The following is a 24,052-nucleotide window of genomic DNA, read 5'->3' as shown; positions in this document are numbered from 1 at the left end:
TAATTACATAACTTATAACAACTAATTATCATTAAACTTTAATTTCATGCATTTCACTATTGCCTTAATTATTTTCATATTAATTCTCCTATTAATTGGATATACGCTTTCAAAAGGAAGAAAAACTAAAACTGTTAGTAAAGAAGAGTTTAATGCTTCTTGGAGAGATATTTTAAAAGAGCATGTTTCTTTTTATAATGAATTAAATAGAGAGCAACAAAGCCTTTTTGAACAGCGTATTTTAAAGTTTTTAAACCATGTAAAAATTACGGCTGTTAAAACAGAAATAAATGATCTAGACAAGCTATTAGTAGCATCTAGTGCTATTATTCCAATTTTTGGCTACCCAAATTGGGAGTATCCAAATTTAAACGAAGTGCTTATACATGATTCTCATTTAAATGATACTGAATTTGGACTTCAAGCTGAAGATGGATATATACTAGGAATGGTAGGCACAGGGAAATTAGAAGGTAAAATGTTACTTTCTAAAGGTGCGTTAAGAGAAGGATTTAGAAATGATAATGATAAAAAGAATGTTGGTATTCATGAGTTTGTTCATTTAATTGATATGGCCGATGGGAAAATTGATGGGATACCAGAGGTTCTTCTTCAAAAAAGCTACACACTACCATGGATGAATTTAATGCATCAGAAAATAGAAGAGATACTCAATAAAGATTCTGATATTAACCCGTATGGAGCTACTAACGTACAAGAATTTTTAACCGTTACTTCTGAATATTTCTTTGAGAGACCTAATTTATTAAAGAAAAATCACCCTGAATTGTATGAAAATCTTGCTCTCATTTTTAATCAAAATATGTCTGAACAAGAGAAACTATTTGAAACAAATAAGCAAGAAGAAGTTGAAATTGGTAGAAATGATTTATGCCCTTGTGGAAGTGGAAAAAAATATAAGAAATGTCATGGGAAAAATAATTCATAATACTATTTCTGTATGAATATATTACTTTTGTGAAATTGGGAATGAAATCAATAAGCAGAATGCATTCAATTCACTCCCAATAAACCTAATTGATTACACCTCAAAATTCACTTAAATGGAACAAATTCAAAATAGAAATGATGTCAATAAAATAGTGCTTTCTTTTTATGGTAGAGTACGAAAAGATGAAGTCTTAGGACCAATTTTCAATACTGCAATCCATGAAGAAAAATGGCCCGAACATCTAGAAAAATTAACTGATTTCTGGTATTCAAATCTATTTGGGGTGAGAACTTTTAGTGGCAACCCAGTACAAGCACATATAAAAACAGATAATATGATGAATAATACTATGGGCCCTGAGCATTTTGAAAGGTGGTTAACACTCTGGTTCTCAACAATAGAATCTTTATTTGAAGGTGAACTAGCAGAAAAAGCAAAGCAAGTGGCTTATAATATCGCTCAAAGACAGTTGATGATTGTACGTTCTGCACGATAGTTTTATGATAAATGAAAACTCTACATTGAATTTTCATCAAGTTTCAATGCATAAACAACTCCATTTGCATCACCAAAATAAATGATTCCATTATCAATAAATGGAGTTGATAAAATAGCTCCTAAATCAAGAATTTTCTTTTCTGCCTCCTTAAAGTCTTCACCGTATAATTCAAAACCTGTTTTAAATTCATCTTTATCATTGTACACTACAGAATAATTTTTCTTACTTCCACTCGTCCGAAAAATCTCTTTTAGTTTTCCTTTTGATTGACCTATTTGATAAAGCTTACCATTAAAGCAACCAAAATAGATATCGTTTTCATGTTGAATACCTGAACCGTAAACACGCATATTTAAAGGGTAAGAAGATATTTCACTCCCATCAATAGCAGAAAGACTACAAAAACGATGTGAATCTGAAGTGCCAACATAAATTTTATCATCAATTACTAATGGAGTAGCAATCACCCAACTTCCTTTTTCTTTGTAGTTCCAAACTCCTCGACCCGACTCACTATTTAAAGCATAAATATTATAATCTCTACTTCCAAAAATCACAGAATTATTATATAGTGTAGCACCTTTCTGAATTTCACCCTGAGGAAAATAAGCATCACCAACAGTCTTAAATTTCCAAATTAGATGCCCATTTTCAGCATTAAGAGAATAGAAATAACCATCAAAACTTCCGATAAAAACTTTATTATCATGAAGCAGTGGAGTAGCATGTACAATCCCATCTGTTTTATATTTCCAGATTAATTTGCCATTCTTGGGGTTTAAGGAATAAACATACCCATCACCACTTCCTACTACTAATTTTCCATTTTCAATAACTGGTGATGAAAGAAAATAATCCCATATATCTTTACGTTGTTCACCTTCTGTTTTAAATACCCATTGTAGTTCAGAATTCTGTTTATTGATTGCATAAATAGCCCCATCTGTGCTGTTAATAATCACAGTGTTTTGATAAAGTAAAGGCCGTGACTTGACTTCGCCTTCGGTTTTAAATTTCCATTTCAACTGACCTTTTTCTTTACCAAGAACGTAAAGGCAAGAGTCGTTACTCCCTATATAAATGTTGCTATCATCAACAACAGGTGATGAATACACTCTATCTTCGGTTCTAAACTCCCATACCAAAGAAGTTTGTCCATAAAGAGAAGAGGAAAGATGAGTAAGTAGTAGTAGTTTACAAATTTTGATCATTTGCTTTATTGTTTATTACTGAAGTATAATTAATGTAGTGATAGTAGTTTTGTAATTGCAAGTTAGTGGTCTGTTTGGTTTAATCAATTATTAATTCAAAACACTTAATCCATATTTTTATGATATCACAACCAATAACACTGAGAACTTTTAGAGTTTTAAGTTCCTACTCTAAAATAAAAGTCACAGACTATGACAAATACCCACAAATCAGAAAAACAACGGAATGAAATCAGTATCGTCTTTTTCCCTTCAAGAAAACATTTTGTAGACATGAATACTGACCCGAGTTTTGCTCCTCATTTTTACCATAGACAAGCTGCTTTGAAAGAAGGATATGTGATGTCGGTGATGGAGTATGATAAATAATATCTTAATTATCATAGAAATACCCAACTGTTCTTTGTGTTAAGCCGACAGGCATCACTAAGAACTTACACACTCATTTAAGTTTGTAACTTAAAACCAAAAAACATTTCATTACCACCTCCCTTATCACTAACTTCGATAAATAAAAAACTAACTAAAACGATTCATCATGGCTAGAACACACTCCTTCTACGATCAAGAAGCAACCTATTTCGTAACAATGACAGTAGTCTATTGGATAGATGTATTCACAAGAAAAGAATACCGTAATATCATCCTTGACAGTTTCAAATATTGTCAAGAACACAAAGGCTTAAAAATTCACGCCTATGTGATAATGAGTAATCATATTCACATGATCATCACAAAAGATCGTAACAAGAACCTGTCTGATATATTGAGAGATTTCAAAAAACACACCGCTAAGACTATTGTAAAAAGTATTGAAGAAAACAGAGAAGAAAGTCGAAGGGAATGGATGCTTTGGATGTTTCAGAAAGCTGGACAGAAAAATCCTAAAAACAGAGATTTTCAATTTTGGCAGCAGCACAACCAACCCATTATTCTTGATACTTCTGAAAAACTTTCACAGCGATTAGGCTATATTCATGACAATCCTATCAAAGCAGGAATAGTACAAGATGCGAAAGATTATCTGTACTCAAGTACTTCTAATTATCATGGTGTGAAATATAATTTATTGGAAGTTGATGTATTGAGATAATTATACCTCATTGTTATAAGTCACAGACTATAACAATACCCAAGTTCGAAATGACGCTACCGCTTAACATTTCAAACAGTGAGCGATTGTGATAAAATTGAAAGCTACTACTACCACCACTGTTTTTAGTGCCAAGCCGAAAGGCGTCACTGAGAACTACCACTTTGTTATAGTCTGTGACTTATAACAAATACCCACAAACTAAAGAAATTTTATTGAATGATCATTTGTTCTTCTTTCTTAGTACAAGGATATATTTTATCAATATAGATTACGCCATCAAAAGTATCTAACCAATACAGTTTATATGCTTTTCCCCAGTGATATCGCATTAGAAATTGAACAGGGTCTCCTGAGTAACTTTTGAAATCAAGAAAAGCTTGTTGAAAGTTCATTCCTGCAATCTTATTCTCTAAAAATTTTTTATTTTTCACTTTACGTAATGACGAAGTATTATCTCGATTTGCCCAACCTGTTGTACCTTCTGAAGAAATAAAACCTAATGAATACATTTGATCACCCAAAACCTCATATACTTTATCAGTCATAGTAATTGCTTTAAAGTTCTTATGTAAAACTCTTGAAATATGATAGTTGTGTGCCCAAACAATTATCTTCTTATTAGGAAATCGTTTTTGAGTTAGCCATAATAAATTATCAGCCATATAATTATCCCTAATATTTAATGATTCTTGTAGACTTGAAGCTGTTCTCATTTCTGAATAGCCAATAAGACTATGTAGTACTTGCTTCCAGAAATCATCTTTATCATAAGAGTTATATAATACATTAAGCTCTTTGAAATAATAGGTTAAATCCTCTTCTCTGTTTTCTAATTCAAATGATTGATTGTTTTTCAAAAGTGTTTTAAAGATGTGAAAGAATCTCTTTTCATCATTTACAATAAGGTGATTGTCTTCATAAAACTTCAAAAAATCGTCATAAAAATTTTTCTTAAAATAGAATTGCATATCAAAGCCCGTAGTGTATAATGGACGATCAGTAGCAAGTGTATTTTTGATGTAAGAAAAAGAAGGTTTACATTCTCCACATTTAGTCCAAATAGGAAAGATTTCTTCGTAGGCATCTTCAAAATTTAAAGAATCATGTTCATATGCCCCTTGCATTTCATAAAAATTACTTTCATAAGCAATCACATCGAATCCCATCTGTTCATGTAGGTATTTAATTAATCTTGCCTTCATTATAAAAGCAGTTCCTGTGCCATGATCCTGTTCTCCAAGCATAACTACTCTTGCATCTCCTATTGCAGTTTTAATAGCAGTTAAATCATTGTCATTTTCATAATTAATATCAAGAGATTTAATTTCTGAAGTGTTTGCTATTACATAAGCATCAAAATCTTTTTGAGCAAAAATGTGTATTGGTAATAGTAAAATTAAAGAGGTGATAATATAGTTCATCAATCTAAGTGGTTAATTAAGGATAATAGTATGTTACGTAATTAAATACACTCTCAACAATCAGAAAGTTGGAACCTTATTTTTTTAATTATAAGTAATATCCTCTATTGTTATTAGTGTCAAATCAAAAGACATTACTGAGAACTATCCTTTTGTTATAGTCTGTGACTTATAACAAATACCCTTAAACCAGATCAAAAATGGAATGAAATCAGCATCATCTTTTTCCCTTCAAGAAAACATTTTGTAGGCATGAGTACTAACCCGAGTTACGCCACTCATTTTTACGATAGACAAGCTGCTTTGAAAGAAGGGTTTGTGATGCCGGTGATGGAGTGGGATGAATAATAATTTTATATTCTTTACTGTTTTAATAGAATGATAGTGTACAGTAATAATCGTTAGTGTAATACTTTTTACCTATTTTTTGTATTGCGAAGATATTATTTGATTTGTTAATGATATTAGGGTAAATTTAGAAAGCCTAATAACAGACTTATAACAAATAAAAAACTTATTAATATGAGCGATCAATTATATGTATACAAATTTCTTGATGAAAATAACATTGGAAAGGCTAAACTAAACGATAAAACACAAAAGTTTGAAGTTCATTTTTATGAAGAGGACTTCAAGAAATTGGCTGATATGGGAATTTTATCATTTTGTATTGAAGGTGGGTTTGTATTAGGAAATGACCATGAAAATGGTGGTGTAAAAATGATAAAACTATTCAATGAACCAATATTACATGGTGTATTCTCTGGAGAAATGGAAGGTTATGAATTTATCAGTCCACCAATTACCTCTGATATGATGATAAACGAATATGAAAAGATTAATAATAATTTAACTAATAACCTTTCAGGAGAGGACTTACTTATACCTACAAATTGTAACGTCATAGATTTCAGAGGAAAAGAAATATGTTTTATTGTTTTGGGAGTTCAAGATTACTACATAGTTAATCGAATTTCTACATTAAATAATTTAGATAAGTTATCTGATTTAAGTCAGGATTTTCTAGATCAAAAAGAAAAAAAGGAAGTCTAATTTATCCCCTCTGTTCTTTGTGTTAAGCCGACAGGCGTCACTAAGAACTTCCACATTCATTAAAGTCTGTGACTTAAAACAAAAAAATATTTCATTACCAATCTCCTTATTACTAACTTCAATAAATAAAAAACTAACTAAAACGATTCATCATGGCTAGAAAACATATCTTCTACGATCAAGAAGCTACTTATTTTGTCACTATTTCTGTGGTTTATTGGATAGACGTATTTACAAGAGAAGAATACCGTAATATCGTCCTTGAAAGTCTAAAATATTGCCAAAAGGAAAAAGGGCTAAATATTCATGCATATGTGATAATGAGTAATCATATTCATCTTATTATTTCAAAAGAACTACATATCAATATCTCTGATATTCTAAGAGATTTCAAAAAGTACACTTCTAAATCCATTATTAAAAGCATTCAAAACAATGTAGTTGAAAGTAGAAAAGAATGGATGCTTTGGATGTTTCAAAGAGCTGGTCAGAAAAATACTAGGAATAAAAAGTATCAATTTTGGCAACAGCATAATCATCCTGTCCTTTTGGATACATCAGAAAAACTACAACAACGTTTAGATTACACGCATGACAATCCTATCAAAGCAGGAATTGTTCAAGATGCGAAATACTACCTCTATTCTAGTGCTTCTAACTATCATGGTATGAAATATAATCTTTTGGAAGTCGATGTTTTGGGATGAATATTTTAGTTTTGTTTTAAGTTACAAACTTAAAAAAATGGGCTAGTTCGTAGTGACGCCTGTCGGCTTAACACAACGAACAGTAGGGGAATACAATTAACAATAATACATCTTTTAAAGCATGAATATATATAAAATATCAATTGACGTTAATTATACATTTTGGTTACAAGTAAGTGACTCAAATAAGAATTTAATTGAAAACATTTCATCAGAAAATGAAATATTAGATTTTGGTAATGTAGATCCAAATGAAATATTTGGTCTTACTAAAAGTTTCGATGATTGTATGTTTGATGAAATATTTGGCTTCACAGAATTAATTAGCAACTCTAAGTTATTTAAACTTTTAAATGAATCAGGAGAAATTAAAAAAGTAAAAACTATAGATAGTTCTATTTTTTACATCTATAAAAACAATATTATTTTAGATGTTTTTAATACTGAAAAATCAATTGTTAAACGTTTTCCATTTCCTCCACATGATATTTATGAAATAGAGAAGTACCATTTTAATATTAATGATACCATGTATGATAGTTTTTTTTCAGTTCCAGTGATGGGTGGGACACAATTATTTTATTGTGAAAATAATAAAGATAATCAGTTAACCTTTAAAAACATCTATGATAATGAAGGCTATGAGGGACTTATCTTTAAAAAGGTTTTTTCATTATAAATTTATCAAACAATTAGCTTCAAGAAGAAAAAAGACCCCACAGCCAAAAGCCACGGGGTCTAGAATAAATAAGATATGAATAAGCAGCTTAAACGTGTGATTGCCTAAAATCTCACGTTAGCTGCTTTATAAGTTCCATCAATTTGTACACCTTGCATCTCTAAGTATTGCAATCTGTACAAGTAAGCCGCGCCGTTGAACAATGCGTGAGCAACGTCTACTGCTTTACGGTTTTCCCAGTTTTCAAGAGGAGTACCTTTTACCCACTCATTGAATGCTCCCATTGCAGGACCACACCAGATTTGGTAATCCAACTCTCTACCTTTCACACCACGGTTTGCCCATGATGAAGAAAGACCTAAGTACCAACGGAAGATTAATGCCATCTTACGCTTTGGATTGTTTTCTGATCTTGTGATTTGCTCTGGATCACGCTCTTGGAAAAACTCAATACACATTTTCCAGATGTTCTCTAACGTATCTTGGAAAATTGTTTTCTCTAACGTCATACGGTCCTTTGCAGGAAGTTCATCTATGCTATCATATTTGATGTAGATATCATATAACTTTTGTGCTCTTAAAGCGAACAACGTTCCTTTTTTAAGTACTTGTAACTTCACGCCTAGTTCGAACATATCAGATGCTGGTGCCATCATAATGTCTGTCATTCCCGCTTGTGCTAACACCTTACGAGAGTGATCTGATGCACCCGACTCTAAACATGCTTGGTTAATTGAACCTGTTACTACAAACGCCGCACCCATAGCGAAAGCCGCTAATACAGATTGAGGCGTTGAGATACCACCTGCAGCACCTACACGTACTTGCTCTGGGTAGTTCAATTCTTCTTGGATTCTGTTTCTTAACAATAGCACTGATGGTAATAATGATACCAACGGTCTATTGTCTGTATGTCCACCTGAATCAGCTTCTACTGTAATATCATCAGACATAGGAACAGACAATGCTAATGTTGCTTGTTCTGCTGTAATCTGACCTTCTGCTACCAATTTATCCAAAATTGACTTTGGTGCTGGACGCATGAATTTCTCTGCTACTTCTAAACGAGATACTTTAGCGATGATCTTGTTTTCCATATGGATAGATCCATCCGCATTTTTGCGTAACCCTGCCGCTCTGAACTTCACAACGAAAGGTGTTAAATCCATAAATGCTGATGCTTCAATCACTTTCACACCACGCTTTAAGAACAACTCACAAGCTTCACGCTCTAAAGCTACCTCGTTAGGTGAGTGAATTAAGTTGAATGCATAAGGTCCGTTTGGTAATGCCGCTTGAATCTTATCGATCGCCTGCTCAATTCTTGCAGGAATTAATCCACCTGCGCCAAATGAACATAACATACCTGCTTTACCTAAAGCAATTACCAAGTCTTCCGAAGAAATACCATTGGCCATTGCACCACCCATATAGTTATATTTCAAACCATAAGCTGCTCTAAAAGAAGGATCACCCATTGCTTCTGGAGCGTAGGCTGGAATATTTGCTAAGGCTTCGCCTGATGTTAAATCTGCTGGAGATGATGTTCCCATTCCATCAGCAACACCAATTGTACCTTCTGCATTGCGTACTACAAAAAGTTGCTTGTCTAATTTCTCAAACTGTGCTTTAATTTCTGCAGCGTTATATTTTAATAAGCTTGATGCACCAAACCATTTAGTGTTTGATGGTAAGCTTTGACTTTTTAAGCCGTTATTTTGATTCACGATTGTTGTGTTCATCACTATGTTAAATAGTTCGTTGAAATGAGGAGCGTTATTGCTAACGCCCCTTCATCTCTGTGATGTGTGTATTTTTATATGTTCCCGTGTTTTGCGTGAGCACCACTCGGAACTTCATTATTGCAATCCTAAGTAACACCTATCAGGTAAAACTTGTAATCGCTATATGATTAACCAATTACTAAAGAAAGATCAGTTAATTCATAAATTCTTAAATCACCTTTCCAAAGGTTAGCGTCTACAAGAATGACAACTTTGCCATTTTCGTTTTTCACTTCTTTGATATGGCATTCCAAGTTCATTGTTGGGTCACCTTGTAAAATTTGACCTCTGTACTTCCAAACTGTTTTGTTTGGTGCAAGATGGTTAAACCCTACGTTAGCTAAACCATTACCTAAACCTTGTTGTAAGGCATAAACTTGAACGGCTTGATGAATTGCCTCAACACCTAATGAACCTGGCATAACAGGATCTTGGTAGAAGTGACAAGTAAAGAACCAATCGTAGTTATTGATAGCACGTGTAGCATGGATATATCCTTTACCGTACTTACCACCTTCTTTTATAATTGTAGCACTGTCTAACAAGTTCAATTGATCTTCTGCCAAGTGTAATCTTGGTGAAGCTGGGTTTGTTGACTTGTACAACTTCATTTTACCAAATAATGAATCTAGGTTAAATGAAATGCTATTCTTTTTATCGTATTCGTTCGAATCTTTCCAAGTTGGCATCTTCTCTCCTGAGTCCAAACCTGCTTGACTTGATAAGTCGGCCACAGTAAAGAAACCGAATGATGATTGACCTACGTAGAATACTGTTCCATCTACAGACAATTCGAAAGTATAACGTTGTAATACCGTACCTGCAAGGTTAGTATGCGACGTCATCACTACTTTGTTTGTGATTGTTTTTCCTTGAAGATCAACATCCACTAACATCTCACCATCACCATCTAGGTTACGGAAGAATAAATCTTTATCAGGAACAGACAATGTAGAACCTAAGTAAGCACCTAAGAAACCACAAGGTTGTAAAGCTACTTCCATTAATACTGAATAAGGCATTACTGGAGAAGCATTTTGCTTAAAGTACCATGCATCTACTGGTACATCGTACTCAGAGATAATTGTTGGTTTGTTAGAGAAATCATGTCTTTCATTACTGATTGACAATACTCTTGAGATTACTTGTAAATCTGTGTTTGGTTGACGCGATAATGAACGACCGTCAAATACTTTGTATTCATCACCAAAACATTTAGAAACTGGTCCTAATGCAAATTGAGTGATGTCACCTTCGTCTAGTAAAACCTCTTTATTCACAGGCTTCACGTACACACCGTGATTTGTATTGGCTAAATCCTTCTTGTATTGAGGATTGTCTTTTTCTTGTAAACGAAGTCCTAAGTTTTCGAAGTATACAGAAGATAAATCGTCATAGATAATTTCTAAATCAGCTACTACGTAAGGCTCAGGAACTAAACCTACTTCTTTCACATCCATACGGTAAATTAACTTACCTTCTTTTGCGTTTACTTCTTTACGACATCTTACTTTTTGAGGGATATCTAATACAGGTTGGAAACGAGCATCTTTTGTTAAACGTTGCATACCCATGTATAACATTAAGAAACGCAATAACTGTCCACCACCTTCTGCTTGTAAAGAACCAGCAAGCACTTCGTCATCTCTAAAGTGACATGGGAAGTACCAATCGTCTGCTTTCAAATCTTTTTCGGCTTCGATAAAACCAATTCCTGAAGAACCACCTTTAAGGTCTAATTCAGTAATTCTATCTAACATTAAGATATCTTTAGGAGGAAGACGTAACGATCCGTTTCTACCTAAGTTATTGTAATCTGCACCAAATACACCTTCTAAATCACCTTGTGTTAAACGAAGTAATTCGTCTTGGTTAAAAGTAGTTTGGTTACAGTGTAATAACGGCTCAAAGAATTGTTGCTTACGGTTGTTTCTTTCTTCAATTTCAGAAGGCTTGAATACTACTCCTTGTCCAACTGATAAATCAGCTTCGTTAAAGAAACCTGCACAACCACCGCGCATTTTCAATACCATTCTATCTTCTACATAACAATCGTAACGGAAGAAGAATAATAAGTTGTTACCATTACGTACATAGCTATCAATGCTAATGTCATAACGTAACGTTTGTCCTTCGAAAGGAAGATCATCCAAGAAAGTTAAAGTACAATCTAATAGACGGTATTTGTACTCTCCTTTGTTTTGGAAATCAATTCCTAAATAAGAAATCAATAAAAGGTCACATTGTCCAGATTCTACAGCTACTGCCCAAGGAATTTGTCCGTCTGTTGCAAACCAAGAATTGTAAGGGATATCGTATTCAGTAGTTAAACTAGATGGCTTATACTCGTTTGTTTTAGCATCTAATTTTGTTACTCTACTTACTAATAAGTAAGGAGGCATTGGTAGCATTACTCTACATGGGTACGTATCAATAATTGAGTATTCAGGTCCGAATACGTCAGCAATTTTACCAGTAGCAAATGTAAGTAGATCTTGCTCGTTCCAGATTGCATCTTTCTTAGACGCTCTGTAGTCTGGTGCATCAAAATCATAAAGTGCCAAGCCATTCTCAGCAATTTTCTGAGAAACCTTCTTCTCAATAGTATCTAAAGTTGAATTCTTATCCATCTTATTTATTGTTTGTTCTTTTTCTACTGCCGCAAACATATCGTAGGCTTCTTCACCAGCAAATGCAGGTGTTCTTTCTCCAATTCTATTTGTTGCATTTTGGAAAGTCGCTTTGTTCTGTTCAGTTAAGGCAAATTCTTCAAAACGAGCTCCTCCAGTATGTAATCTCTTGTAAATTTTCTTTCTTTTGATTCCTCTTTCAGAAGTTTTTGTAATGTAAGCCGATAAATCAAGCGCTACACCCTCTCCTAGTAATTGAGCAATCATTGCAGTAAAGCTTTTCAACGAGTCAGAACCCTTACGGTCTGTAGCTATTGTTGTATGCTTTTCTTCTTTTAAGATCTCACCAATCCATCTTGAACAAGTAGAGTTAGCCCCCACTTCTAAAAAGATATCATGACCATCTTCTTTCATCTTTCTGATTAGCTTCGGAAGGTTTACCTCTTGGCAACACACCTCTTTTGCATTTTCAGCAATTGTATCAACATCAATTTTCATTGGTGCCATAGTCACACCAGAATACACTGTTAAAGGCACTTCTTTTTGCAGTGGTAAATGGTGCATTGTAATAAACTCATCCGATACTCTACGAATAAATTCATGGTGTACAACATTATTGATGGTGAGCGTTACCGATGCTAAACCATGCTTTTGCATAATTTCTTCAAGGATATCGTTATCACCAGAAAGAATAATTTCAGAATCCGTATTGATGAATGTTAGATAAACTCTTTCGTATTCACCCTCAACTTCTTCTCTATACCATTCTTCTAATGTTTTATATCCTAGCTTTTTAGCATTTGTAGTAATCAAACGGCTTCTCCAACGTGCTTTAGCTGTAGCAACATCTAATCCCCATTCTTTACTCAGAATAGTCATATCACCGCCAACTACCTCACTAAAAATGTTAGACTCTAAGAATTTCTCATCTACTAAATGAGCATCCCAGAATTGTTGTCCGTACCACATTCCGCTAGTTTCACCCATGCTATACCCTGCCATTGCATCTGGCTTCATCTTCAAAATATCTTGAAGTAAGTGTGTATAAGCAGCAGAGAAAGCACAACCAATTGCCATTACAGGAAGTGCGTTAGTACCAAGATTTTGCTCTTGTAACTTCACTTCTTCAGCAGATGGTGTTTTTAAAGTTCTTGGGTATAAATACTCCGTAAAGAACGCTCTGTTTGGATGGTTAACCGATTCCTTAATGTTATCATATAGGCTTGGGAACATCTGTAATAAAGAAGCTCCAAAACCTTGATACGCACTACCAGAACCAGGATACATTAGGGCTACTTTTCCATTTTTGCCTAACGGCGATGGGTTATAGTAACTACCTGATGGCATTTGTAATACTACATTATTCTTGTAAGCCTCTTTCATGTGCTTTTGGAAGAATTCTACATCACGTAGTAAAACGTCCTCAGATTTGGCTACAAAAATTACTTTAATATCAGCAGCTTGATCAAATGTTTCACAAAGCTTGTCCGATGTCTCATTAAAACCAACTGTCTCAACATCTGTCAATACAGCCAATAATTGATGATTTATTGCACCAGGACTAGTAATAGAAACAGGGAATAAACGCTCTCCTCCTTTTGCTAAGTAAGGGCTGCGTTCTTCTACCGTTGGATGAGAAGCTTCCGACATCAATACATGTGCAGAAGAACCATCACTTGCCAAACCACTAATTGCTGCACGTAAATCTTCTTTTCCTTCTTCTACAACCCAAGGCATAGATACATTAGGAACAAAGAAAGATGTACCTGTAAATTTATCTTCAGATTTAGGTCCTGTCCATTGCGGAGTTGCAGGAATAAATCTATGGTATAAAGCTAAAGCTGATCGAATAATCGAAGCAATACCAGATGCAGAGAAAGTATGTCCCACTGTAGATTTACTAGAACCTAAAGCGGTGGTCAATTTTCCATTTTCTGATTTATATACCGAAGTTAAACCTTCGATCTCTGCCTGATCTTCTACTGCTATACCACTTGCAGAAACTTCTAATAAACCAATATCAGAAGCATCTAAATTATTATTTGATAAAATTTCTGTTGCACCTTTTTTAACAGCTGCAGCAGTTATTTCGCCTCTAATAGAAGAGATTTCAGATTGAACAATCGCAATGTCATCAATTTGTGCATACACACGATCTTCTTTCGCATCTTCTGCTCTTTTAATAACAATTGCACCAGCACCTTCACCAACATTCCATCCGTTTGTTTCAGTGTTCCATCCTAAAGAAACATCGCCTGTATTTACTGGGTTCTTAACATGACGGCTCAATACACCTTCCATGCTACCTGCTAAATCAATAGCACCCAATACTACAGCATCAACCTCTCCTAGTGCTAACATATTTCTTGCTACATCCAATGCTTTATATACTGCATTTTCATTAGAAGAAATTGTAAATGATGGTCCTGTAAAATCCCACAATGCTGAAACTCTACTAGAAATGATATTACCAATAAAGCCTGTATGTTCTGAAGGAGAATGATCTTCGAATGCTTCAAAAACAGTGTTTTTCAACACGTCAGAAAGTGATGCTTTTTTCTCAACATCCATTTCTAAACCTGCCATCTTCAATGCTTCTTCTACTTGCCAGATAAGATCCCATCTACCCATACGGTGATGAATTTCTAATTCTGATTCCATAGCAGTAAGTACCGCAATGTTGGCTCCTTTTCCTTGTGCTCCTGTTAAACCTGCATCGTGCAATGCTCTATCGGCAACAGTAAGCATCAACGTTTGTTGTAACGTTAAACGTTCGGCTTCTTTCGGCTGAATTTTAAAGCGTAAGATATCTAAATCAAACTCTTCTAACCATGCCCCTTGAATACCTTTTATATCTTCTAAACCTAAACCTTTCTTCAACGTTTCCAATTCTTCCATTCCCTTCCAACGGTTAGCCGGAAGTCCTTTAAAGAATTGTTCTCCTTGGTATAAAGCCAAATAGAAATCTTCTACCGTAGCACAACCTCCAAAATGAAGATCCATACCTACAATAGACATTGGTTGTTTAGGCGAACTAATTTTTTCTTTTTCTACTTTTTCCTCTGCGTTATAAGCAGATAAAATCATGTGTGCATTTGTACCACCAAAACCAAAAGCGTTAATTCCTGCATGAGGACGCTCTCCTTTTTGTGGCCAAGCAGAATTTTCCAACATGATCTGCTCTTTTCCTACTTTCTGATCTGTAGAATGAACAGCTCCTTCAATCTTAATTGTTGCTGGAATAAACTTCTTTTGCATGGCTATAATCACCTTTAACATTCCCGTCATTCCGGCAGCTGTTAAAAGGTGTCCCATATTAGATTTCACCGACCCTAAGAAAGGAGGTCTAACAGTATCTTGAGCAAAGAAATTACTGATAGAATCAATTTCTGTTGTATCTCCTAATGGAGTACCTGTTGCATGACACTCTAGGTAATCAATTTCTGCAGGTGTTAAGTTTGTTCCTTCGTAAGCTCTTTCAAAAGCTAACTTTTGTCCTTTTGGGTTTGGACTTAATAAGAACTTTCCTTTACCATCATTTGATAAACCTACACCATCTACAACTGCTAAAATCTTATCTCCATCACGTTGTGCATCGCTTAAGCGTTTTAACACCACCATACCTGCACCTTCAGAAGAAATCAAGCCACCAGAAGTATTATCTAAAGGTGCTGACTTTTCATTCATTCTTGCATAAGCGTGGAAATAAGAAAAGCCCATCTGAATAAACAACGGATCGGCACCACTTACAGCACCTGCTAACATCATGTCAGCTTTTCCTAATTGTAATTCGTCAATGGCTAATTTAATTGCATATAAACTAGAAGCACATGCAGCATCCAAAGAATAGTTTGTTGACGTTAATCCTGTTGCTTGAGCAATTAATGCTGAAGGAGAATTAGTCAATAACGTTTCGTGAATGTTGGCTTCGTAAGTTGTATTTGCAAAAGGAATTTGAATATTTTCTCCCGTTAATTCTGTAATCACAGTACTTGCCATATCTGCATAGATTGGCGCTAATACTTGGCGTGATCTTCTTGTTGGGAATGATAAGTTACCCACAATAACACCACAATTTTTACCTTGTGTGTTTTGCCAGTAACCACTGTCTTTTAATGCTTGTTGTGCTACATACAACGACCATTTAAATTGATCGTCTTGTTTTGTTAGTAAGTTGGCATCCAATTTATATCCAGAAGGATCAAATTGAAAATCTCGAACATATCCACCTCTTAATGCATAACACTTATCTAGTTTTCCTTTTTCTGTATGATATAAACGTTCTGGAGATTGTCCAAACGTTTCATCATCAGAAAGCGTAACTAGATCTTTATTATCCAGTAGATTATTCCAGAATGTATCTAATGAGTCTGATCCTGGGAATAAACCTCCCATACCAATGACTGCTATTTTATCTTTTTTGCTCATTGCATATCTTATTTTTCATCAATGGGGACGCAGCTAACTACGTCCCCTATTTTGATGAATGTGGTTATGACCAAGTTAGCTCACGACTGATTGTCATTGCTGCGCCATAACTTTTCATATAAACTTTTCCAGTTTCTGCATCATAGGCTGTGATATCAGAAACCATTGAGAAGTCATCTGCTTTTTTCACTTCGATTTGAACGTAGAACGGCTTTCCAAAAGGAAGAGCATCGAAGATCTCTACATATTCAGTACTTAAAGGTAAACTTGCTGCACCATGGAAACGACGTACCCAAACGACTGCTCCTTGATACATAATGTCCATCAAGTAAGGGTTTACCTTTTTAACAGGTACCTGTCCCTGACGTTCTTCTGTTACCCCATCATGCTCACATAAGAACACCATGTTTTTTTCGTTCATTTCTAGAATCGATTTGATTCCGTTGAAATCTGAACCATGAAACAACGTTCCATCTGTATATACCGAAGAAGCATCTGCTACTGCTGGAGCTGCACTTGTATTAGGCAATGCAACTACAGGAGCTTCAACTCCTTTAGAAGTTAAAGTGATTTGTGTTTGGTAATGGTTCAAGGGAAGTTTTCCACCATTATTGCTAGAGACATTCACTGTCATAGTTACAGTATCTTCTGATTTTGATGTCTCTTTTACTGTAATAGTGTAATCTTCCGCTTGCTTACCATCAAATACGATTCCTTTGAAAAGTTTCGCATTATCAACACGTTGAATGTTAAAGCCAGGATATAAATCAGTAGCTGTTTGTACCATCCAAGTTGATGCATTTACGATAGGAAGCACTGCGTTTCCTTGAATCATATGATGTTGTAAGAAAGGATTTTTCTCCTCCGTCATATTCCTCTTTACCGTATATGTTTTTAAATCACCTGATAAATCTGCTTTTGCTAATGGTAAAGTACCACCTAATATCACTTGAGGCTGATCTGCAAAGGCATCACTTAATTGATCTACCATTGCAACCGGACCTTCTTCAGAAGGAACTAATGCTACACCGTAAGCTTCGAACATTTTCTTTAACTCACCACTTACCATTCCTGCATCCCATGCTCCCCAGTTAATAGAGGCGATATGAACATCTGGATGGTTTTTCTTAAATAAATGAGCTACTCTGTTCAATACTTCATTGGCCATTGCATAATCTGATTGACCAACATTACCATAGAAACCTGCTACAGAAGAGAACAATACTACGTGTTTGATGTCATGAATGCTACCTGCTGCTACTGCGGCCAATAGTCCTGAAATCTTTACATCATATACATTATCGAAGTCTGTTGCTGTTTTGTTTTCGATTAGCTTATCTGCCAATCTTCCTGCACCATGGATAATACCAGTTATCTTACCTGCTTGTGCTACTATTGGTTCAACTGCTGCTTTTAATGCTTCTGCATTTGTTACGTCAGCTGCAGTGTAATATGCTTTTGCTCCTACACTTTCGATATACGCTAAATTCTCTTGGATTTCTCTTTGAGAAAGTACCGCACCTACCATTTTATTTATTGCCTTTGGAAGTGGTTTCTCTCCAGCTTCTTTTAAGGCCATCATTGCATTACGTTTAAGTGCTGGCTCGTCTGCCACACCTTGTGCCCATGCAGGTTCTGAATCTGTCAATGCCGATCTACCAACTAAAATAAATTTAGATTTGTACGTTTTCGCCATTGCTCGAACACAATCTGCTGTTACACCTTTTGCACCACCTGTTACCAAGAAAACGCTTTCTGAAGTAATACTAGAAGTTCTTACCGTTCCTGCTTTATGAGGTTCTACAACCGCTTGAAGCGTAAAACGTTTTCCTTCGTCATTGTAAGCTGTTTCAGTTGTAGTAACATCTGCATCTTTCAATTCTGCAATTACTTTCTTTGCAGCTACTTCTGCTTTTAATTGAGATGACAAGTCTACCGCTCTACAGAATACATTCGTCCATTCTAGGTTCATTGATTTTGTAAGACCAAACAAGCCTCCACCAATCACAGATACATTTCCTGGGTTCTTAGTACCAAATGCTCCTTCTAAACGAGTTACTGTCATGAAAGAAGCTCTTGTAGATTTAGCCGCGTAATCGTTTAACGACGGCTTCAAGTGTTTTGCTAACAAATACGCTGATTTCAATAATTCTTTTTCTTTATCGAAATGCATACCCCATTGTCCTAAAGGAAAACGGAAGTGAGGGTGAACATAAATAAACTGATCTACTCCTCCGATTTGTGCTAAAGCACTTTTAATTGCATCATCAGAAACATCTGATAATTGAAGCTCTTTTGCTCCTTGTGGTAAAGTTACTGCCGCTTGGCGAACCAAACTTGATGGCATTGTCAATACCGCTACATTTCTGCCTTCAGCCAATAATTCTTGTGCTAAAGAAACAGATAATCCCGAGCCATCGTTTGTCATGACTGTCCATGCATTTGCATCGTTATCGATAACCAACTGATCTGGCTCGGGAATATATTTAACTTGAACAGAAGAACGTGGTACACGGTCATAGTTTCCTGAAACAAATGACGTGTGATCTTCTACAATTACTTCTTCTAACTGCTTAGTAGACTTTTTTTTTTCAAGTTCCGTAGAACTTGTAGTTGCGCCTGCTTTACCTGAGATATACTCAGCAATCTGGGCGAGCGTTCGCAGTTCTGCAAGTTCTTGTGGATCTACTCCTTGAACTGATGGATTTGCTTCTGTCATAGCACCGAAGATCTCTACTCTTTTAATTGAGTCGATACCTAAATCTGCTTCCATATCCATTTCCATTTCCAACATTTCTGATGGGTAACCCGTCTTCTCTGCAATTACTTCTAAAAGTGATGCTTCAATTTCTGCATTTGTTACACCACCCGCTGCTGGTGTTGCTGCTACTGGTGCTGCCGCTACTGGAGCAGGAGCTGCTGCAGGTGCTGATGTTGCGCCTGCTTTACCTGAAATGTATTCTGCAATTTGAGCTAAAGTTCTTAACTCTGCTAATTCTTGTGGATCTACTCCTTGAACTGATGGATTTGCTTCTGTCATAGCACCGAAGATCTCTACTCTTTTAATTGAGTCGATACCTAAGTCTGCTTCCATATCCATTTCCATTTCCAACATTTCTGATGGGTAACCCGTCTTCTCTGCAATCACTACTAATAATGATGCTTCAATTTCTGCATTTGTTACGCCACCTGCTGATGGTGTCTCAACTACTGGTGCTGGAGTTGGCGTTACAGGTGCTGCTGCTACTGGAGCAGGAGCTGCTGCAGGTGCTGATGTTGCACCCGCTTTTCCTGAAATGTATTCAGCAATTTGAGCTAAAGTTCTTAATTCAGCTAATTCTTGTGGATCTACTCCTTGAACTGATGGATTTGCTTCTGTCATAGCACCGAAGATCTCTACTCTTTTAATTGAGTCGATACCTAAGTCTGCTTCCATATCCATTTCCATTTCCAACATTTCTGATGGGTAACCCGTCTTCTCTGCAATCACTACTAATAATGATGCTTCAATTTCTGCATTTGTTACGCCACCTGCTGATGGTGTCTCAACTACTGGTGCTGGAGTTGGCGTTACAGGTGCTGCTGCTACTGGAGCAGGAGCTGCTGCAGGTGCTGATGTTGCACCCGCTTTTCCTGAAATGTATTCAGCAATTTGAGCTAAAGTTCTTAATTCAGCTAATTCTTGTGGATCTACTCCTTGAACTGATGGATTTGCTTCTGTCATAGCACCGAAGATCTCTACTCTTTTAATTGAGTCGATACCTAAGTCTGCTTCCATATCCATTTCCATTTCCAACATTTCTGATGGGTAACCCGTCTTCTCTGCAATCACTACTAATAATGATGCTTCGATTTCTGCATTTGTTACGCCACCCGCTGCTGGTGTTACTGCTACTGGTGCTGGAGTTGGCGTTACAGGTTCCGCCGCTACTGGAGCAGGTGCTGCTGCAGGTGCTGATGTAGCGCCTGCTTTTCCTGAAATATACTCAGCAATTTGAGCTAAAGTTCTTAATTCAGCTAATTCTTGTGGATCTACTCCTTGAACTGATGGATTAGCTTCCGTCATAGCACCGAAGATCTCTACTCTTTTAATTGAGTCGATACCTAAGTCTGCTTCCATGTCCATTTCCATTTCCAACATTTCTGATGGGTAACCCGTCTTCTCTGCAATCACTACTAATAATGATGCTTCAATTTCTGCATTAGATACGCCACCTGCTGCTGGTGTTTCTACTACTGGTGCTGGAGTTGGCGTTACAGGTGCTGCTGCTACTGGAGCAGGAGCTACTGGTGTTTCAACTGGTGATGCAATTTGTTGTTGAACTGGAGCCGCTGCCGATTCCAATTGGTTATTTGTTTGCATGTTGAACAACGATGACAACATTTGCTCAATACGAGATTGTTGTTCTGTTAAACGTTGAATATCCGCTTGGATTTGATCCAATACTGCCTTCTCTGCCATGGAAGCTGAATTTTGTTTCTGACGTAATTTTTCTTCAATGACCTGAGACATATCTGTTGTCTCAGCAATCACTGTTTCAATTTCTTCTACTAATGGTGCTTTTTTAGCAAGCACTTTTCCACCTTTTTCTAAGATGTCTTGGTATCTCTTCTTAAATGCAGGAGTCAAGTAGTTTGTACCTGAAATCTGAACATTCATTTTAGATTTTGCTCCTGCTGCTTGTACAGGACGAGCATAAGGATCAAAGTTTTGAAGAGCGATACCCATAACTGCAAGTTGAACTGCAGCTTCTCTCAACTGTACTTCTGAGTTTTTCTTAGCATTTGCGTTTAAAGAAATCACTTGATGATCTTTTCCTGCTAAGATTTCAGATGTTAAGTTTGAAAGGATATTTTTTGGTCCAAATTCTACAAAGACTCTAGCACCTTCTTGGTACATTTTTTCAATTTGGTCTTTAAATAAAACAGGACTTAAGATATGACGCTTTAAAGTCTCTTTGATAAACTGAGGTTGTGCTGGGTATGCTGTACCTAGTGTATTAGAGTACAATTTACCTTTAGGAGCAACAATGTTTGCATTGTCAATTACTGCTGCAAAAGGTTTAGAAGCATGTCCTACAAATGGTGTATGGAATGCCGCAGAAACTGGTAAGATTGTCGCTAACAACCCTGCCGCTTTTAATTCTGCTTTCAATGCTGTTAATTCATTTACTGCACCACCCAAAATAACTTGAGTGCCAGAGTTAATGTTAGCAACTTGAACATTCTTGTATTTGCCAATATAAGGTTGAACAGCTACAACGTCAGCTTTCACTGCCATCATAGTACCTGCATCAACACCTGCTTGAGCAGACATTGCCTGACCTCTTTCTTTCGATAACGTTAAGAAAGTTGCTAAGTCAATTGCTCCAGAAGCATAAAGTGCAGAAAGTTCACCATAAGAGTGACCTGCAAAGAATGAAGCATTAAAACCTGCATTCTTTAAGATATGGTACATACCAACGCTCAATGCACCAATTGCTGGCTGAGCATTTTCTGTAGCTGTAAGTGTTGCTTGTTGTTGTTTACGCTCTTCGTCAGAGAAAACTGGGATAGGGTAAACTGTTTCAGTTAAAGGTGATTTGTTACTTGCTTCGAACGTCTCGTTAGCTTTAACAAATACATCACGAACATCAGGGAAAGACCATGCAATCTCACCACCCATGTTAACGTATTGAGAACCCTGACCAGCAAATAATGCCGCTACATTGTTCTTTCCGTTATACGCAGCGTTTCTATACCAAACATTTAATATTGGGTTTTTCCACTCTGCAACATTTGCATCTTTAGCAATTCCTGAAGCAAAAGCTTCAAGTTTTTTCAATGTATCTTCAATAGAAGATGCAACGAAACCAACTCTTGGCTGACCATCAGGAATACTTTCTGCAAATGCAGTTGCTGATACTTCTTTGTAATATGCCTTAGCATTATCACCTTTAAGACCTGCAATATGTTTTTGAACCAAAGCAACTAACGCTGATGAAGTAACATCAGTTAATAACCATTGCTTATGGATATTATGTACTCTGTATTGAGCTTTTGGTGTAGGCTTATATTCTTCTAATGAGAAGTGTAAATTTACACCACCAAAACCAAAGGCAGAAACACCCGCTCTTAATGGCGTAGCTGAATCTTTTTGGAACCAAGGACGTGTCTCATTATTAATATATAATGGAGATGTCTCGATATTAACTTTAGGGTTTGGTTTGGTTACGTTAATCGTACCCGGTAATATTTTATGGTGAAGTGATAATGCAGCTTTAATCATACCTGCCGCACCTGCTGCTGCTTTTGTATGACCAATTTGTGATTTCACTGAACCTAATGCAATGTGATTTAAACGGTCAGAGTTTTTACCAAAAACCATTTTCATTGATTCACCTTCAGAAGCATCTCCTGCACCAGTACCTGTACCGTGTGCTTCGATTAAACCAACTGTTGATGCATCATAACCTGCTTCTTCGTAAGCTCTGTCCATTGCTAATGCTTGTCCTGAAGGACGAGGAGCATAAACAGATTTATAACGACCATCTGATGAACCACCAATACCATTAATTACAGCATAGATTTTATCACCATCACGTTCAGCATCTTCTAAACGTTTCATGACCATCATACCAACACCTTCACCAATCAACATACCGTCTGATTCGTGATCGAAAGGACGAATACTTCCTTTACGAGAAAATGCTGGTGTTTTTGAGAATGACATGTACATAAATGGAGAGTTGTCTGTATCAACACCACCAGTTACCATCATATCAGCACGTTTTTCTATCAATTCAGAAACAGCCATTTTAATAGCTGATAAAGAGGCTGCACATGCTGCATCCACTACTGAGTTGATACCTCCAAAGTCGAATCTGTTAGCGATACGACCAGAAATAACGTTACCTAACAAACCAGGGAAAGAGTTTTCTGTCCAAGGCACAAATGCAGCTTTCATTTTCTCGATAGCTACAGCAATTTGTTCCTCTGGCATACCCATTGACTCTAACGCTCTTCTCCAGATTGGATACTGTAAACGAGCTGTTAAAGGAATGATCAACTTCTGTCCACCACCTACACCAAGGATAACACCTGTTCTTTCTTTTACTTCTGATTTTAATTCTTCAGAACCTGGAGCATATCCAGCATCCGTTAATGCATCTTTAGCTACGGCTAAACCTAATAGTTGAGAAGCATCTGTTACCTCAAGGATATTTGGTGGTAAACCAAACTCCATTGGGTTAAAATCAATTTTTGGAATAAACCCACCCACTTTACAGTATGTCTTATCTTCTGCAAAAGGATCTGGATCATAGTAATCAGAAATCTTCCAGCGATCATCTGGAACTTCCTTAATACAGTCAACACCTTGAATGATGTTTTCCCAGTATTTCTCGAGGTTCTCAGAATCCGCAAAACAAGAAGCCATACCAACAATGGCAACTGGCGTTTTCTTGAGTAGTTGGTTTGTATCTTTCATATCTCTTATTCTTAGAATAGTACAATTAAAAAACTATACTACCCGTTATCTTTTCTTAGTTACATGAAAATAGCTGTAGAACTTGCGTTTGTGCTTCCACTTTTCAAGTCTCTAAATCAACTGT

General features: G+C 36.1%; 12 protein-coding genes. 7 read left to right on the top strand and 5 right to left on the bottom strand.

What is annotated here, in order from left to right:
* Positions 1 to 46 precede the first annotated feature (46 nt).
* Both KM029_RS16670 and KM029_RS16665 read left to right on the top strand, forming a co-directional pair.
* Positions 47 to 949 carry a zinc-dependent peptidase gene (locus KM029_RS16670; protein ID WP_144074323.1) on the top strand — a complete coding sequence of 301 codons (903 nt, stop codon included), beginning with the start codon at positions 47 to 49 and terminating at the stop codon, positions 947 to 949.
* A gap of 115 nt (positions 950 to 1,064) precedes the next feature.
* Positions 1,065 to 1,448, top strand: coding sequence for a group III truncated hemoglobin (locus KM029_RS16665; RefSeq protein ID WP_144074322.1), 384 nt, complete (start codon positions 1,065 to 1,067; stop codon positions 1,446 to 1,448).
* 20 nt (positions 1,449 to 1,468) lie between these two features.
* Here KM029_RS16665 and KM029_RS16660 read toward each other — a convergent pair whose 3' ends face one another.
* Positions 1,469 to 2,662, bottom strand: coding sequence for an outer membrane protein assembly factor BamB family protein (locus KM029_RS16660; protein ID WP_144074321.1), 1,194 nt, complete (start codon positions 2,660 to 2,662; stop codon positions 1,469 to 1,471).
* 192 nt (positions 2,663 to 2,854) lie between these two features.
* Here KM029_RS16660 and KM029_RS16655 point away from each other — a divergent pair, with 192 nt between their 5' ends.
* Both KM029_RS16655 and KM029_RS16650 read left to right on the top strand, forming a co-directional pair.
* A complete protein-coding gene (locus KM029_RS16655; protein WP_158631087.1) occupies positions 2,855 to 3,031 on the top strand; it encodes a hypothetical protein in 177 nt (58 codons plus the stop codon).
* A 169-nt stretch (positions 3,032 to 3,200) separates the two neighbouring features.
* The gene (locus KM029_RS16650; RefSeq protein WP_144074320.1) at positions 3,201 to 3,755 is read left to right on the top strand and encodes an REP-associated tyrosine transposase; all 555 of its coding nucleotides are present in this window, start codon (positions 3,201 to 3,203) and stop codon (positions 3,753 to 3,755) included.
* Between the two features lie 212 nt (positions 3,756 to 3,967).
* On the opposite strand, the gene KM029_RS16645 is transcribed toward KM029_RS16650, so the two are convergent.
* Entirely contained in the window at positions 3,968 to 5,179 is a 1,212-nt protein-coding gene (locus tag KM029_RS16645) for an erythromycin esterase family protein (protein WP_144074319.1), read from the bottom strand.
* A gap of 522 nt (positions 5,180 to 5,701) precedes the next feature.
* On the opposite strand from KM029_RS16645, the gene KM029_RS16640 reads away from it, so the two are divergent.
* The 3 genes from KM029_RS16640 to KM029_RS16630 all read left to right on the top strand — a co-directional run bounded on the left by KM029_RS16640 (position 5,702) and on the right by KM029_RS16630 (position 7,618).
* Entirely contained in the window at positions 5,702 to 6,232 is a 531-nt protein-coding gene (locus KM029_RS16640; protein WP_144074318.1) for a hypothetical protein, read from the top strand.
* 152 nt (positions 6,233 to 6,384) lie between these two features.
* Positions 6,385 to 6,939 carry an REP-associated tyrosine transposase gene (locus tag KM029_RS16635; RefSeq protein WP_144074317.1) on the top strand — a complete coding sequence of 185 codons (555 nt, stop codon included), beginning with the start codon at positions 6,385 to 6,387 and terminating at the stop codon, positions 6,937 to 6,939.
* Positions 6,940 to 7,060: 121 nt separating this feature from the next.
* A complete protein-coding gene (locus KM029_RS16630) occupies positions 7,061 to 7,618 on the top strand; it encodes a hypothetical protein (RefSeq protein WP_144074316.1) in 558 nt (185 codons plus the stop codon).
* 104 nt (positions 7,619 to 7,722) lie between these two features.
* Here the strand turns inward: KM029_RS16630 and KM029_RS16625 are convergent, their stop codons facing one another.
* The 3 genes from KM029_RS16625 to KM029_RS16615 all read right to left on the bottom strand — a co-directional run bounded on the left by KM029_RS16625 (position 7,723) and on the right by KM029_RS16615 (position 23,928).
* On the bottom strand, positions 7,723 to 9,360 hold the full coding sequence (locus KM029_RS16625) for a PfaD family polyunsaturated fatty acid/polyketide biosynthesis protein (protein ID WP_144074315.1): 1,638 nt from the start codon (positions 9,358 to 9,360) through the stop codon (positions 7,723 to 7,725).
* A gap of 170 nt (positions 9,361 to 9,530) precedes the next feature.
* Complete coding sequence (locus KM029_RS16620; protein ID WP_144074314.1) at positions 9,531 to 16,460, bottom strand: beta-ketoacyl synthase N-terminal-like domain-containing protein; 6,930 nt, start codon at positions 16,458 to 16,460, stop codon at positions 9,531 to 9,533.
* Positions 16,461 to 16,524: 64 nt separating this feature from the next.
* Positions 16,525 to 23,928, bottom strand: a complete 7,404-nt coding sequence (locus tag KM029_RS16615; protein WP_215586346.1) for a type I polyketide synthase — start codon at positions 23,926 to 23,928, stop codon at positions 16,525 to 16,527.
* Between the last annotated feature and the right edge of the window lie 124 nt (positions 23,929 to 24,052).

It is taken from the genome of Flammeovirga kamogawensis, from assembly GCF_018736065.1.
GTDB lineage: Bacteria > Bacteroidota > Bacteroidia > Cytophagales > Flammeovirgaceae > Flammeovirga > Flammeovirga kamogawensis.
This window is presented reverse-complemented; position numbering and strand designations above follow the sequence as displayed.

Excerpts from the sequence above, each read along its gene's own strand:
- KM029_RS16620 (WP_144074314.1), bottom strand. The coding sequence starts at position 16,460 with ATGAGCAAAAAAGATAAAATAGCAGTCATTGGTATGGGAGGTTTATTC.
- KM029_RS16640 (WP_144074318.1), top strand. The coding sequence starts at position 5,702 with ATGAGCGATCAATTATATGTATACAAATTTCTTGATGAAAATAACATT.
- KM029_RS16625 (WP_144074315.1), bottom strand. The coding sequence starts at position 9,360 with ATGAACACAACAATCGTGAATCAAAATAACGGCTTAAAAAGTCAAAGC.
- KM029_RS16650 (WP_144074320.1), top strand. The coding sequence starts at position 3,201 with ATGGCTAGAACACACTCCTTCTACGATCAAGAAGCAACCTATTTCGTA.
- KM029_RS16615 (WP_215586346.1), bottom strand. The coding sequence starts at position 23,928 with ATGAAAGATACAAACCAACTACTCAAGAAAACGCCAGTTGCCATTGTT.
- KM029_RS16655 (WP_158631087.1), top strand. The coding sequence starts at position 2,855 with ATGACAAATACCCACAAATCAGAAAAACAACGGAATGAAATCAGTATC.
- KM029_RS16670 (WP_144074323.1), top strand. The coding sequence starts at position 47 with ATGCATTTCACTATTGCCTTAATTATTTTCATATTAATTCTCCTATTA.
- KM029_RS16645 (WP_144074319.1), bottom strand. The coding sequence starts at position 5,179 with ATGAACTATATTATCACCTCTTTAATTTTACTATTACCAATACACATT.
- KM029_RS16630 (WP_144074316.1), top strand. The coding sequence starts at position 7,061 with ATGAATATATATAAAATATCAATTGACGTTAATTATACATTTTGGTTA.
- KM029_RS16635 (WP_144074317.1), top strand. The coding sequence starts at position 6,385 with ATGGCTAGAAAACATATCTTCTACGATCAAGAAGCTACTTATTTTGTC.
- KM029_RS16660 (WP_144074321.1), bottom strand. The coding sequence starts at position 2,662 with ATGATCAAAATTTGTAAACTACTACTACTTACTCATCTTTCCTCTTCT.
- KM029_RS16665 (WP_144074322.1), top strand. The coding sequence starts at position 1,065 with ATGGAACAAATTCAAAATAGAAATGATGTCAATAAAATAGTGCTTTCT.